We start from the raw sequence: 14,194 nt of genomic DNA, 5'->3' as shown, positions 1-14,194 counted from the left end.
AGTGTCAGCAATGCCCAAGCCCACCAAGGGCCCTCGCCTCGGTGGCTCGTCTTCGCACCAAAAGGCCCTTCTGACCAACCTGGCCGCGTCGCTGTTCGAGCACGGCCGGATCAAGACGACCGAGCCAAAGGCTCGTGCGCTGCGGCCGTATGCGGAGAAGCTAATAACGCACGCGAAAAAGGGCACACTGCACAACCGTCGAGAGGTCCTGAAAAAGCTCCCCGACAAGGATGTGGTGCACGCCCTGTTCGCGGAGATCGGGCCATTCTTCTCCGATCGCGATGGCGGATACACCCGTATTATAAAGGTCGAGGCGCGTAAGGGTGACAACGCTCCGATGGCTGTGATCGAACTAGTGCGGGAGAAGACGGTAACGTCCGAGGCCGACCGAGCCCGCCGAGTTGCCGCCGCTTCGGCCAAAGCAGCGCAGGCCCAAGAGAAGCCGGCTCAAGAGGAGGAGGTCGAAGCCACGTCGGACGAGGTGGCCTACACCAGCGAGCCTGACAAGGCCGCCGAACATTAGTGAGGATGTCCGTCTTCGGCTCGACATCGCCTACGACGGAACCGATTTCGCAGGATGGGCGGTCCAAGCGGGACAGCGCACAGTCGCTGGCGTGCTGGATGAAGCTTTCACGACTGTTTTCCGCACACCGGTGCGACTGCGCGCTGCCGGGCGCACCGACACAGGCGTACACGCCACCGGGCAGGTGGCCCATGTAGATATTCCCGGAACTGCCTTGTCGAAAGCCAATCCACGCTCACCACATACCGGTGATCCGGAATTCCTGCCTCTGCTGCGGCGTCTCAGCCGGCTCCTGCCTGTTGACGTCCGAGTTCTCGATATAGCCTGTGCACCAGTAGGATTCGATGCCAGGTTTTCAGCCTTGCGGCGGCATTATCGGTATCGGTTATCGACGGCACCCTACGGAGTTCAGCCGAACCAGGCGCGCTACGTCACTGCTTGGCCTCGTGAACTGGATCTGGATTCTATGTCCGCTGCATCGCGAGATTTGTTGGGGCTACGTGACTTTGCGGTGTTTTGCCGTCATCGCCACGGTGCTACCACCATTCGTGAGTTACAGCGGCTGGAATGGTCGCGAGAAGGATATTTGATCACCGCCCATATCACTGCTGATGCATTTTGCTGGTCGATGGTGCGGTCGCTGATCGGAGCGTTGCTGGCTGTGGGTGATCACCGACGCACCATCGGCTGGTGTGGTGAGTTGCTCACAAAGGCAAGCCGGTCCAGCGACTTCACAACTGCGCCGGCACATGGCTTGACGTTTATTCGCGTGGATTATCCACCTGACGATGAGCTGGCTGAGCGGGCCGTGATTACCCGGGATCTGCGATCATCGTTCTAGGGTGTTGTGGGTGTTTTGTCGGTGGTGGGTGAAATGGCTGTTTTTGCGTTTTATGACTGGCCGATATGTTCGGTAGTCGTGGGGGGCAGCCCGGAATCCTGTTGACGTGTTTTGCTGTGTTGCGGGGTTTTTGTTGGTGGGTGGCTGACTGCCTGCTTTCGATGAGGCTTCGTGTGCTTTGCCGCAGTGGACACGATTAGCGCGGCGCACGTAAGCATGTCGGTGGTGGGTGCTGCTTGGTCTACATGTTGATGATGCCAGGGGCTGGGCACCTGGGCTGTGCTGAAGGCGATATCGATGCAGGCGTGGGTGTGAGGGTAGTTGTTAGCGCCGCGGGGTAGGGGCGTTTTAGTGTGCATGTCATGGCCTTGAGGTGTCGGCGTGGTCAATGTGGCCGCACCTGAACAGGCACGTCCCCGTGCACGGTATAACTATTCGCACCTGATGTTATCCCTTGCACCATTTCTGCCGCTGGTATCGGTGTCGGCGGCTTGTTGACCGGCCCTCAGCCAGCAAGCAGGCATGCCGCCGGGTGCAGCAGTATCGTGTTAGTGAACAGTGCATCGATGATCCGGCCGTCGGCGGCACATACGGCAACCTTCTAGCGCAGATCAACCACCCACACCCCACCAGCCCACCACAACACCACCCAAACCAAACCAGCAAAAAATAACCACCAAATGACCATCACGACGACACCTTGAAGTCTAAACGGACAAGTTACTGGTTACTGGCCGGGCGGGACAACGGAGGTTGCACTGGCCGGTCGCTAAATATGAGGTGATTAACCAACTCGAGCCGCTGACCCGCCTCAGTTTGTTCTTGCGCTACAGCTTGCGCAAGCGTAGCCGGTTAATGGAGTGGTCAGCGTCTTTGCGTAGTACCAGGGTGGCGCGGGGGCGGGTCGGCAGAATGTTCTCTACCAGGTTGGGCCGGTTGATCGACCGCCAGATTTCTCGGGCGGCGATGATTGCCTTCGAATCGGTCAGAGCCGAGTAGTGGTGGAAGTGTGACTCTGGGTCGGCGAATGCCGTACCGCGCATGGCCAAAAACCGCGACACGTACCACTGCTCGATGTCTTGGATCCGGGCGTCCACGTAGAGCGAGAAGTCGAATAAGTCAGACACCATCAGGGTGGGGCCGGTCTGCAATACGTTGAGACCCTCCAAGATCAGGATATCGGGATGGCGGACCACGTGCTTGGCACCGGGGATGGTGTCGTAGCGCAGATGTGAATACACTGGTGCGCACGCGTAATCGGCACCGGACTTCACCGAGGTCACGAACCGCATCAGTGCCCGGCGGTTATAACTTTCTGGAAAACCTTTGCGGTGCATAAGATTGCGCCTACCCAATTCGGCGTTGGGATAGAGAAAACCGTCGGTGGTCACCAGATCGACCCGGGTATGGTGATCCCAGCGAGCCAACAGTGCTTGCAGCACGCGGGCGGTGGTTGATTTGCCGACTGCCACGCTGCCAGCCACCCCGATGATGAACGGCACCGGCCGGCCAGGGTTTTGTTGTGGCTCGCCGAGGAATTCCGCGGTGGCGGCAAACAAGCGCTGGCGGGCGGCTACCTGAAGATGAATCAGCCGGGCTAGTGGTAGGTAAACCTCTTCAACTTCGAGCAGGTCGATCTGTTCACCAAGACCACGTAAGCCGATCAGTTCCTCTTCGGTGAGGGCTAGTGGCGTCGACATGCGAAGCGCGCGCCACTGCTTTCGGTCAAACTCGACATACGGGCTCGGCTCGCTAAGCCGTGGCATAGTGCCAGTCTTGCAGGATAAGGCGTGCGCACGACGGCTGGGCTGGCTAAAAGCTAACACGCGATAGACTGGCGGCTGTGACTGCCGCATCTGATGCTCGTACCATTCTTTTCGGCAACGCCTCTCTGATGGTCGCGCCGCTGGCTGAAGTCGACCCGGATATCGCCGAGCTACTGGGCAAAGAGCTAGGCCGGCAACGGGACACCTTGGAGATGATCGCTTCAGAGAACTTTGTGCCGCGCTCGGTTCTACAGGCCCAAGGCAGCGTGCTGACCAACAAGTACGCTGAGGGGTTGCCCGGCCGACGCTATTACGACGGCTGCGAGCACGTCGACGTCGTGGAGAACATCGCCCGCGACCGGGCCAAGGCGCTGTTCGGTGCCGACTTCGCCAACGTGCAGCCGCACTCGGGGGCCCAGGCCAACGCCGCGGTACTGCACGCGCTGATGTCTCCGGGGGAGCGGCTGCTGGGTCTGGATCTCGCCAATGGCGGTCATCTGACGCATGGCATGCGGCTGAACTTCTCCGGCAAGCTGTATGAAACCGGCTTTTATGGCGTCGACGCGACAACGCATCTCATCGATATGGACGCGGTGCGGGCCAAGGCGCTCGAATTCCGCCCGAAGGTGCTGATCGCTGGCTGGTCGGCCTATCCGCGGATTCTGGACTTCGCTGCTTTTCGGTCGATCGCAGACGAAGTCGGCGCCAAGCTGTGGGTCGACATGGCGCATTTCGCGGGCCTGGTTGCGGTGGGGTTGCACCCGTCTCCAGTGCCGCATGCAGATGTGGTGTCCACGACCGTTCACAAGACTCTTGGCGGGGGCCGTTCCGGTTTGATCCTGGGCAAGCAGGAGTTCGCCACGGCCATCAACTCAGCGGTGTTTCCTGGCCAGCAGGGTGGACCGCTTATGCATGTCATCGCGGGCAAGGCGGTCGCGCTGAAGATTGCTACCACGCCTGAGTTCACCGACCGGCAGCAGCGCACGCTGGCCGGCGCCCGGATTCTCGCCGATCGGCTTACCGCCGCTGATGTCACCAAGGCCGGGGTGTCGGTGGTCAGTGGTGGCACTGACGTCCACCTAGTGCTGGTCGACCTGCGCAACTCCCCGTTCGACGGCCAGGCAGCAGAAGATCTGCTGCACGAGGTCGGCATCACTGTCAACCGCAACGTGGTTCCCAATGACCCCCGGCCGCCGATGGTGACCTCAGGCCTGCGGATAGGAACCCCCGCGCTGGCAACCCGAGGGTTCGGTGAAGCGGAGTTCACCGAGGTCGCGGACATCATCGCGACGGTGCTGACCACTGGTGGCAGTGTCGATGTGGCCGCGCTGCGGCAGCAGGTTACCCGACTTGCCAGGGACTTCCCGCTCTACGGGGGACTTGAGGACTGGAGCTTGGCCGGTCGCTAGGTTACACGTAATCTTCTGATTTAACAAAAACTGTGTAAACGGGTTACAGTTACCTTATGGCACAGAAACCTGTACCTAACGCATTGATCCTTCAGCTTGAGCCTGTGGTGAAAGACAACATGGCTCGACACTTCGCAAACGAGGAACTCTGGTTCGCCCACGACTACGTACCGTTCGACCGGGGTGAAAACTTTGCCTTCCTTGGCGGCCGCGATTGGGATCCGTCCCAGGCGACGTTGGCCAAGGCCGTCACGGACGCCTGCGAGATCCTGCTGATTCTTAAAGACAACCTCGCCGGTTATCACCGCGAACTCGTCGAGCATTTCATTCTCGAAGGTTGGTGGGGTCGTTGGCTCGGCAGGTGGACCGCGGAGGAGCATCTGCATGCCATCGCATTGCGCGAATACTTGGTAGTGACCCGAGAAGTCGATCCGGTAGCCAACGAACAGGTTCGAGTCGAGCACGTGATGAAGGGCTACCGCGTCAACTCGTACACGCAGATCGAAACCTTGGTCTACATGGCGTTCCTGGAGCGCAGTTACGCCTTTTTCTGCGGCAGCTTGGCAGCGCAGATTAAGGAGCCCGCTTTGTTCGGACTGATCAACCAGATCGTCAAAGACGAAGTACGTCACGAGGAGTTCTTCGCCAACCTCGTCGCGCACTGTCTGGAGTGCAATCGCGACGAGACGGTCGCCGCGATTGCCGCTCGTGCAGCCGGTCTAGATGTCCTCGGTGCTGACATTGACGCTTACCACGACAAAGTAGAAAACATCTCCGCTGCTGGTATTTTCGGATCTGTCGAACTGCGGCAAGTGATCTCCGACCGCATCACCGCATGGGGTTTGATAAACGAACCGCAACTGGCGCAATTCGTCACCAGCTAAGTCGCTTTTCCTCCCGACGTACGCTGGGAATCCTCGCCAGTCCGGTCTCGGCGCGCCTGCGCAACGGCAGTGCCGCCACGAGAGTAGCGTTGTATTCGATGGCCAGCTATATGCCCTGCCGCCAGGGCGACACTTCCGGTCACGGCGACACCAGGACCGGGCCCCGGTCCTGGTGTCGCAGCCTTAGCCAAGATGCTTGTGTGGGGCTGCACGGAGTTAGTCTGGCGATGATGTGGGTCGCAAATTTTGGACCGTGCAGACGCTGGGCGATCAAGTCAAGCCCGCCGACGCGGCCCGTGGAATGGGGGCCCCAGTTGAAGAGCGGGACCACTAGCTCGAGGAGCGTTCTGTGACCGATATCCGGACGTACGTGATCGACACCTCTGTGTTGTTGTCTGATCCCTGGGCGTGCAGTCGGTTCGCCGAACACGAAGTGGTGGTGCCGCTGGTGGTAATCAGTGAACTGGAGGCCAAACGCCACCACCATGAACTGGGGTGGTTTGCTCGTCAGGCGTTGCGTCTGTTCGATGATCTTCGACTCGATCACGGACGGCTGGATCAGCCCATACCGGTAGGAATGCAAGGCGGGACGCTGCATGTTGAACTCAACCACTCGGACCCCACGGTGCTGCCTGCCGGCTTTCGCACCGACAGTAACGATTCCCGGATCTTGAGCTGTGCTGCCAACCTGGCCGCCGAAGGTAGGCGCGTCACGCTGGTCAGCAAGGACCTTCCACTTCGGGTCAAGGCCGCTGCGGTCGGACTTGCCGCCGACGAGTACCACGCGCAGGATGTTGTCGCTTCCGGCTGGTCCGGGATGCACGAGATTGAGACTTGCGCTGAAGACATCGACGCACTGTTCGCCGAAGGCAAGATCGACCTGGGCGAAGCCAGAGACCTGCCTTGTCATACTGGGATTCGACTGCTGGGCAGTAACTCCCATGCACTGGGCCGCGTCACTGCTGCCAAACGAGTCCAGCTGGTTCGCGGTGACCGCGAAGTGTTCGGGCTGCGTGGTCGTTCCGCTGAACAACGCGTAGCGCTCGATCTCCTCCTTGATGAATCGGTGGGCATCGTGTCGCTGGGCGGCAAAGCCGGTACCGGCAAGTCGGCGCTGGCACTATGCGCCGGTCTAGAGGCGGTGCTGGAGCGGCGGAGTCACCGCAAGGTAGTGGTCTTCCGCCCGTTATACGCCGTCGGTGGCCAAGAGCTGGGTTATTTGCCCGGCAGTGAGAGCGAGAAGATGGGCCCGTGGGCCCAGGCTGTCTTCGATACTCTCGAGGGTCTGGCTAGTCCCGCGGTGCTTGAGGAGGTTCTCTCCCGGAGCATGCTTGAGGTGTTGCCATTGACCCACATTCGGGGACGTTCATTGCATGATTCGTTCGTCATTGTCGACGAGGCACAGTCACTCGAGCGCAATGTCCTGCTGACGGTGTTGTCTAGGCTGGGCACGGGATCGCGGGTGGTGCTGACCCATGATATCGCTCAGCGCGACAACTTGCGCGTCGGCCGCCACGACGGCGTGGCGGGAGTGATCGAGAAGCTTAAAGGCCATCCTCTGTTTGCTCACGTCACCTTGCAGCGTAGCGAGCGGTCACCCGTTGCGGCGTTGGTCACCGAGATGTTCGAGGAGATCGCCGGTCCGCACTGACGGCTCCCAGATTCCAAACTCACTGGCGGCGCTGCTCTTCGGTAGGCTGCTATCGTGTTGAAACGACCTGACACTCAGGCTTGGCGCTATTCGCGGACCGTCTTCGGCGTCGTCGCGGCCGGGGCAGTGCTGGTGATCGGCGCCCTTACCGGTCACGTGACGCGGGCCGACGACATGAGTTGCGCGCAAGTCAAGTGCATAGCGTTGACGTTCGACGATGGTCCGGGACCGTACACGGACCGGCTTGTGCAAATCCTGAAGGACAACGACGCCAAGGCCACGTTCTTCCTTATCGGCAACAAGGTGGCAACTAACCCGGCGGGAGCCAAGCGCATCGTTGATGCGGGCATGGAGATAGGCAGCCACACGTGGGAACATCCCAATATGACGATGCTCTCGACCGAGGACATCGCCGACCAGTTCTCCAGAGCTAATCACGCTATTACCGTGGCAACCGGCAGGACGCCGACGCTGTGGCGTCCTGCCGGCGGATTGTCCAATGAGGCGGTGCGTCAGGTTGCCGGCCGCTATGGTCAAGCCGAAATCCTTTGGGATGTAATTCCTTTCGACTGGACTAACGACTCCGACACAGTAGCAACGCGTTGTATGTTGATGATGCAGATCAAGCCGGGGTCGGTAGTGTTGTTCCATGACACGTACTCGAGCACCGTCGACCTAGTGTATCAGTTCATCCCGGTGCTCAAGGCCAACGGCTACCGGCTGGTGACAGTTACCGAATTGCTTGGTCCTCGAGCGCCCGGCAGCAGCTACGGTCGTCGGGAGAACGGTCCGCCAGTTAACCAGCTTCATGATATTCCGGCCAACCTGATCCCGGCGTTGCCCAACACCTCGTCGCCCAAGCCGATGCCCAACTTCCCGATAACCGACATTTCTGGCCAGAATTCGGGTGGATCGAATGACGGTGCTTAAGCACGGGCTCGCGATACGTTCGGGTAACTTGTTAGCGTGAGCAACGCGGGGTGTGTTCTGGGTTGGGGTACGCGGCTGCGGTGGAATCTTGCTGCCAGATCCGGCGGGAGGTGCAAAGGCCAGCGAAAGACGGTTGGCGGGCTGTCGATTCAGTGCGCCGTCGACTGCGCCACGGCCTACGTTTGCTGTCATCGATTCGTCTGCCATTTTGATTCCGCTCAGGGGCCACACATACCTCGACTTCGTGCAGAAGAATGCCAACGCTATTGCGGCTCTGCTGGTGCTGGTGGTCATCGGCGTTGCGGGTCGGGGTGCGCTGATCCTGGTTTCCACGCTGGGTTGGTTTGTCGCGGGGGAGGAGCCGACTCTGGATCAACGAGACACCGTCATGAAAATTCCAGGACGCCAGTAGGCAATTCTGTTTGTCACCTTGGGCCTGGTTGGTTGGCGGCTATACTTGATGCTGCTAAATCGTGCTTGCGGGGCTACGCTTCTGCTGCCCATATGGGGCTTGTTGTGTTGCTTGGCAGACCGGCCAGCCAGAAGGCACTGAGTTGACTCCTATAACACATTAAACAACTTACACAACGCACCCTGCGGTCGATCGTGCGGGTCACCACACTCGGGTTCCGAGTCTGCGCCTGGCAATGCCCGGCGTGTTGGTGAAAATGATTCTCCTGTGATTCTTGTGCAGCGTACTTTCTATCGGGGCCACTATGACATTTGTGGTTTTGCGTAAATACGGCTGGCTTATTCAAAAATCTGCGTCATTGGATTGTGCCGCGATTAGTGGTGCCACTAGCAGCGATGGTTGTTGGCTGCCGATCATGATCCTGACGACGAAATCTATATCGGATCCAATTGGCGAGGTCGTCAACGCGATGGTGGAAGTCGAGTGCGGCCCACATGGGAACGTATGTCGGTTCCTACGAGCGCTCCTAAATTGGTCTCCTGCAAACAGGATTCAACCGCATCGTAGCTGGCCTTGCCGAACGTGACCGGTTGCATGGCTTGTTTGGGCGTTATGTTGGGACGGGCGTAGCCCATAGCGCTATCGAGGAGGTGCATGTAGCTGTCAGTGAATCTGTGGTTGAGGTCGCAGTTCTTTTCATCGACCTGGTGGGCTATACGCAGTTGGCGTACAGCCTCCCCCACAAGAAGTTGCTGAGGTGCTCCACGACTTTTCCGGATCGTTGTCGGCGCCGTTGACGATCATCACAGGCTGATAAACAAATTTGCCGACGATGCCGCGCTGGCCGTGTTTGGCGCGCTGATCCAGATCAACGAACCCGCAGCGGCTGCCAAGGCCGCCGCACGTGCCCTCAGTATTCAGCTGCGCTAACTTCCGGTGGACTTCGGTATTGGCCGTATCGACAGGTCGACTCTTTGCGGGCAACATTGGTGCCGGAAACCGCTATGAATACACCGTGATCGGTGATGCGGTCAATGAGGCTGCACGGCTAGCCGACCTGGCCCAAACCGCAGACCACCGGATCTTGATCTTTGTAAGGTAGCCATCGACCGAGCGAGCGAAGTCGAGTACTGGGTCGAACGCTGTTCCATGGTGCTGTGCGGGCGCTCGGAGGCCACGCAGGTAGGTCTTGGCGCCATCTGGCCTCGACTAATTTTCCTCAATTCGGTTAGGAATCCGCTGGCTTGACTTTTGCCATCGCCAGCACATCAAGTCGGCGGTCCAGCTCCTCGAGGGACAGCTTGTCCCCGATCAAGCCGCGGTCGATAACGGTCTGACGGAGGGTCTTGCGTTCCTTGAGTGCTTGTTTGACCACCGCGGCAGCCTCCTCGTATCCGATGGCCGAATTCAAGGGTGTCACGATCGACTGCGACGACTCGGCCAGCTCGCGCAGGTGCTCGATATTGGCGGAAAGCCCTTTAATACAACGCTCCGCAAACAGCCTGGACACGTTGGTTAGCAGCTGGTACGACTCCAAGATGTTGCGGGCCATCATCGGGATATAGACGTTGAGCTCAAAGGCTCCATTTGCACCGCCCCAGGCAACGGCGGCATCATTGCCAATCACCTGCGCGGCAACCTGGGTAACCGCCTCCGGAAGAACCGGATTTACCTTGCCTGGCATGATCGAGCTACCCGGCTGTAAGTCTGGCAGCTGGATCTCCGCCAGGCCGGTCAGCGGACCGGATCCCATCAACCGAATATCGTTGGCAATCTTAGTCAGTGACACCGCGATAGTGCGCAGCGCCCCGGATGCCTCTACAAGCCCGTCTCGGGCGGCCTGTGCCTCGAATGAGTTTGCTGCCGGTCGTAGTTCGGTCAGACCCGTGGTAGCGATCAGTGCCTCGACCACCTTAGCGCCGAAGCCATCGGGAGCGTTGAGGCCGGTGCCTACTGCGGTGCCGCCGATTGCCAGTTCACCAAGCCGTGGCAGCGTGGCGCGTACGCGCTCGATTCCGGCCTCGATTTGGCGAGCGTATCCACCGAACTCCTGGCCGAGTGTTACCGGAACGGCGTCCATCAAGTGCGTGCGACCCGATTTCACCACCGTGTGCCACTCGCTGGACTTGGTCGCCAGTGCGGCGTGCAGCTCTTGCAGCGCCGGAATCAGATGGCGTACCGCGGCTTCGGTGGCTGCGATGTGGGTAGCGGTCGGGAATGTGTCGTTGGATGATTGCGACATGTTGACGTCGTCGTTGGGATGCACCGGTACACCGTTGGCTGCCGCGATGCTGCCGATAACCTCGTTGGTGTTCATGTTGGAGCTGGTGCCGGATCCGGTTTGGAATACGTCAATCGGGAATTGGTCGTCGTGGTAGCCGTCGGCGATTGTGGCCGCCGCGGCAATGATTGCGTTGGCTTTCTCCGAAGCCAACAATCCCAGGTCTTTGTTGACCTGCGCGCAAGCGCCTTTCAGCAGACCCAACGCTCGGATTTGGGTGCGCTCTAAACCTCGACCGGAGATTGGGAAGTTCTCCACCGCGCGCTGGGTTTGCGCGCGCCACAATGCTATTGCCGGTACCCGGACTTCGCCCATGGTGTCGTGCTCGATGCGGTATTCGGCGCTGTCGGCCATGAATTGGGTCCTCTTCATTGCGTGGTTTACGGCAGGGGGTAGGCGGCGTTGTTATCGCCGGTGAAGTCGATGGCGGAGTATTCGTTGAGTTTAGAGAGCCGGTGGTAGGCCTCGATCATCCGAACGGTGCCCGACTTCGAACGCATCACGATTGACTGGGTGGTGCAGCCGCCAGCGTAGTAGCGCACCCCCTTGAGCAGATCGCCGTCGGTGACCCCAGTGGCGCAGAAGAAGACGTTTTCTCCGGAAACCAGATCTTCGGTAGTCAAAATCCGGTCTAGGTTGTAGCCGGCGTCGAGAGCCTTGCGGCGTTCGACGTCATCGCGTGGCGCTAGTTGAGCTTGGATCGCCCCGCCCATGCACCGGATCGCCGCGGCTGCGATGATGCCTTCCGGGGTGCCGCCGATACCAGCCAACATGTCGGTGCCCGATTGGGGGCGGCACGCGGAGATTGCGCCGGCGACGTCGCCGTCGGTGATTAGCCGGATCCTGGCGCCGGTGGCGCGGACGTCGTCGATCAACTGGGCGTGTCGTGGCCGATCCAGTATGCACACGGTCATGTCCCGCACTGATAAGTCTTTGACCTTGGCGACCGCCCGGATGTTCTCGCCGATCGGCGCGGTGATGTCTAGGACGTGCGCGGCGTCAGGACCAACGGTGATCTTGTTCATGTAAAACACTGCCGAAGGGTCGAACATCGCGCCCCGATCGGCGACCGCCAGCACCGAGATGGCGTTGGGCATGCCTTTGCTCATCAGCGTGGTGCCGTCAATCGGATCGACTGCAAAGTCGCAGTCTGGGCCGTCACCGTTGCCGACTTCCTCGCCGTTGTACAGCATCGGCGCATGGTCTTTCTCGCCTTCGCCGATGACAACGACACCGCGCATCGAGACTGTGTTCACCAGTTCCCGTATCGTATCGACGGCCGCGCCGTCACCGCCCTCCTTGTTGCCGCGGCCCACCCACCGGCCGGCGGCCATGGCACCGGCTTCGGTAACCCGGACAAGTTCCATGGCCAGGTTGCGGTCTGGCGCTTCACCACGCCGCTCCGTCGGCGGACCGGGTTTGAACGAGCCGTCGCCCTCAGCTGTCATGGTTAATGATTGTCCCAGAAGTAGATCCGCCACTTGGAGCTGGGCTCTAGCTGTTAACCAGCAGGGCTGGGATACTAGACGGGTGACCTTTGAGTGGCAGCCAAATTCCGAGGTCGCCAATAAGCCGGGTTCGGTGTCATGGTCGGCTAAACCGCGACTGTTGCAGGACGGTCGTGACATGTTCTGGTCGCTGGTGCCGCTGGTGGTTGGGTGCATCCTGCTGGCCGGCATGGCCGGGACGTGTACGTTTGCCCCGGGCGGCACGACCAAGAGCACGGTTTCGTCTTACGACGCGGCAGCGGCCTTGCGGGCAGACGCTCGAGCGTTGGGGTTTCCGGTTCGGTTGCCTGAGTTACCCACGGGCTGGCGGTCTAACTCCGGTAGTCGCGGCAGTATAGAAGATGGGCGTATGGACCTATCCACCGGTAAGCGGCTGCCCGCGGTTACTTCGACCGTGGGATATATCACCCCTACAGGAATGTATCTGAGCCTGACCCAGAGCAATGCCGACGAGGATAGACTGGTCGCCTCGATCCATCCTTCTTCACATCCGACCGGCACTGTCGATGTGGCTGGCACCAAGTGGGTAGTCTATCAAGGCTCGGACCAGAAGAAAGACCACAGCGGTGCGGCCGCCGAGCCAGTATGGACCAGCAGGTTCGCTAGCCCGGTCGGTGCTGCTCAGATCGCGATCACCGGGGCTGGCTGCTCTAGCCAGTTCCGGATGCTGGCGTCGGCGACGCAATCACAGCAGCCGTTGCCGGCGCGTTGAGGTAAAACCAGATTAAGGGGCACCCTGGTGCCTGCACCTCAAGCGGACCTGTCCGAGTGGTCGGTGAAACCGTTTTACCGGAAGCCAGCTACATCCATGACGTCTGCCGCAAAGGCCCCGGCCATTAGCGGTGCTGATTCCCGAGGTGCCCTGTATCCATCCCGGTGTGCCGGTCCTGGGCAATCACCTGGTGGGTAACGGTTTCATCGTAACCATCCCGTCGTTGTTCGGTGAGTCGGGTAAGATGATGTGAGCCGGCTACACCATCGCCTCCACCGTACGGGATTGTTTAGCGAGGGAATTCACGGTATTTGCGACCAATCAACAGCGTCCGGTGGTGCTGTTTCTGCGTGCGTTGACGCGTGACCTTAACGTGTCAACGCCGGGCAAGGGTGTCGGCGTGACCAGCCAGTGTTTAACCGGTGGTTTTGCGCTGGCGACGGTGTTCAGGAAGCCGTCGCTACCAATCCCGCTGCCCACCGCGAGCCGTAGCGATCTCGAATGGAGTCCCTCCGATCTGATTGTTGTCTCCGACCGCTGTGCCAATGAAGGTGTGCCAATGAAGGGTTGTGCGTCATGGGACTGCGGTTCGGTGAGGACAGGATGTTGCCGTGCGAACGGTTTACGATGCTCAAGCAGCGGCTCGGAGACGCCGTTCGAGGGGATCTAGATCGCCTCGAGACCGGGCCACATGGTTTCATCAGGACGGCGCATTTGGTGCTTGACCGATTAGATCCGCCAAGTCGATGGTGAGCCATCCTACGAGGACCGTAAGTGGGTGAATTGAATTCCTCACTCGGACTTTGCCTTAAGCCTAAGTAGAGTATTCGGATTGACGGGGTTGAATTGTACTTTGTGTGCATGTTCTGTTGTGGGGGTGGAGTAAAGGGTGGCGGTGTGTTGCAGTGTTGTGAGTTGATGTGATCGATCGTTAACCGTTCGTTTGGGTTGGGTGGGGGTGGGGATCGTGCGTGAGATCACCAGCAAGGGTGGGGCCCGCGTGTTTGCGGGTTGCTTTGGGGGTTGCACTGATTCGACACCAACTATGCTGGCTAAGACGCTCAATCGGGTTACTGAGCTTGTATTGCTTAGCTATGCAGTGGGCCCAGTGGCTTTAAAGGCCGGCAAGGTGAGCGTTGTGGGCAGCTGCGTACGGAGATAGACATGTGTGCTGGCCAAGAAGTACAGTCCCGAACAAATTGTGGGGGTGTTGGCCCAAAACCTATCCCGACCGGCCCGAAAGATGCAGGTGTCCTATAAAACACTTCAACATCGAG

At 59.8% G+C, this 14,194-nt stretch carries 10 protein-coding genes and 2 pseudogenes; 9 read left to right on the top strand and 3 right to left on the bottom strand.

Going from position 1 to position 14,194, the window contains the following annotated elements; genetic code table 11:
- The first annotated feature begins 10 nt into the window (after window positions 1-10).
- Window positions 11-523 carry a 50S ribosomal protein L17 gene (rplQ, locus tag ML_RS10025; RefSeq protein ID WP_010908642.1) on the top strand — a complete coding sequence of 171 codons (513 nt, stop codon included), beginning with the start codon at window positions 11-13 and terminating at the stop codon, window positions 521-523.
- The gene (gene truA, locus ML_RS10020) at window positions 501-1,364 is read left to right on the top strand and encodes a tRNA pseudouridine(38-40) synthase TruA (RefSeq protein WP_081439398.1); all 864 of its coding nucleotides are present in this window, start codon (window positions 501-503) and stop codon (window positions 1,362-1,364) included. Before rplQ ends, truA begins: the two co-directional genes overlap by 23 nt.
- 827 nt (window positions 1,365-2,191) lie before the next feature.
- Here the strand turns inward: truA and coaA are convergent.
- Window positions 2,192-3,130 (bottom strand): type I pantothenate kinase, encoded by a 939-nt coding sequence (coaA, locus tag ML_RS10010; RefSeq protein ID WP_010908640.1) that lies wholly within the window; start codon window positions 3,128-3,130, stop codon window positions 2,192-2,194.
- A gap of 128 nt (window positions 3,131-3,258) precedes the next feature.
- Here coaA and glyA point away from each other — a divergent pair, with 128 nt between their 5' ends.
- The 5 genes and pseudogenes from glyA to ML_RS18075 all read left to right on the top strand — a co-directional run bounded on the left by glyA (window position 3,259) and on the right by ML_RS18075 (window position 9,664).
- On the top strand, window positions 3,259-4,539 hold the full coding sequence (glyA, locus tag ML_RS10005; RefSeq protein WP_010908639.1) for a serine hydroxymethyltransferase: 1,281 nt from the start codon (window positions 3,259-3,261) through the stop codon (window positions 4,537-4,539).
- Window positions 4,540-4,595: 56 nt separating this feature from the next.
- Entirely contained in the window at window positions 4,596-5,423 is an 828-nt protein-coding gene (locus ML_RS10000; RefSeq protein WP_010908638.1) for an acyl-ACP desaturase, read from the top strand.
- Between the two features lie 349 nt (window positions 5,424-5,772).
- Entirely contained in the window at window positions 5,773-7,074 is a 1,302-nt protein-coding gene (locus ML_RS09995; protein WP_010908637.1) for a PhoH family protein, read from the top strand.
- A 54-nt stretch (window positions 7,075-7,128) separates the two neighbouring features.
- Window positions 7,129-8,004, top strand: a complete 876-nt coding sequence (locus ML_RS09990; protein WP_010908636.1) for a polysaccharide deacetylase family protein — start codon at window positions 7,129-7,131, stop codon at window positions 8,002-8,004.
- A 141-nt stretch (window positions 8,005-8,145) separates the two neighbouring features.
- Window positions 8,146-9,664 (top strand): annotated as a pseudogene (locus tag ML_RS18075) (adenylate/guanylate cyclase domain-containing protein).
- On the opposite strand, the gene ML_RS09975 reads toward ML_RS18075, so the two are convergent.
- Window positions 9,645-11,051 (bottom strand): class II fumarate hydratase, encoded by a 1,407-nt coding sequence (locus tag ML_RS09975; RefSeq protein WP_010908634.1) that lies wholly within the window; start codon window positions 11,049-11,051, stop codon window positions 9,645-9,647. The pseudogene ML_RS18075 and the gene ML_RS09975 sit on opposite strands and share 20 nt — an antisense overlap.
- A 26-nt stretch (window positions 11,052-11,077) precedes the next feature.
- Window positions 11,078-12,145, bottom strand: a complete 1,068-nt coding sequence (glpX, locus tag ML_RS09970; RefSeq protein WP_162618274.1) for a class II fructose-bisphosphatase — start codon at window positions 12,143-12,145, stop codon at window positions 11,078-11,080.
- A gap of 82 nt (window positions 12,146-12,227) precedes the next feature.
- On the opposite strand from glpX, the gene ML_RS09965 reads away from it, so the two are divergent.
- Together ML_RS09965 and ML_RS09960 are read left to right on the top strand one after the other, a co-directional pair.
- Window positions 12,228-12,917, top strand: coding sequence for a DUF4245 domain-containing protein (locus tag ML_RS09965; RefSeq protein WP_414085495.1), 690 nt, complete (start codon window positions 12,228-12,230; stop codon window positions 12,915-12,917).
- 27 nt (window positions 12,918-12,944) lie between these two features.
- Window positions 12,945-13,729: pseudogene (locus tag ML_RS09960) on the top strand (dienelactone hydrolase family protein).
- Window positions 13,730-14,194: the final 465 nt, after the last annotated feature.

The sequence above is a fragment of the Mycobacterium leprae TN genome, assembly GCF_000195855.1.
Lineage (GTDB): Bacteria > Actinomycetota > Actinomycetes > Mycobacteriales > Mycobacteriaceae > Mycobacterium > Mycobacterium leprae.
Note: the sequence above shows the minus strand (reverse complement) of the source record. Positions and strands in the feature narration are given on the sequence as shown.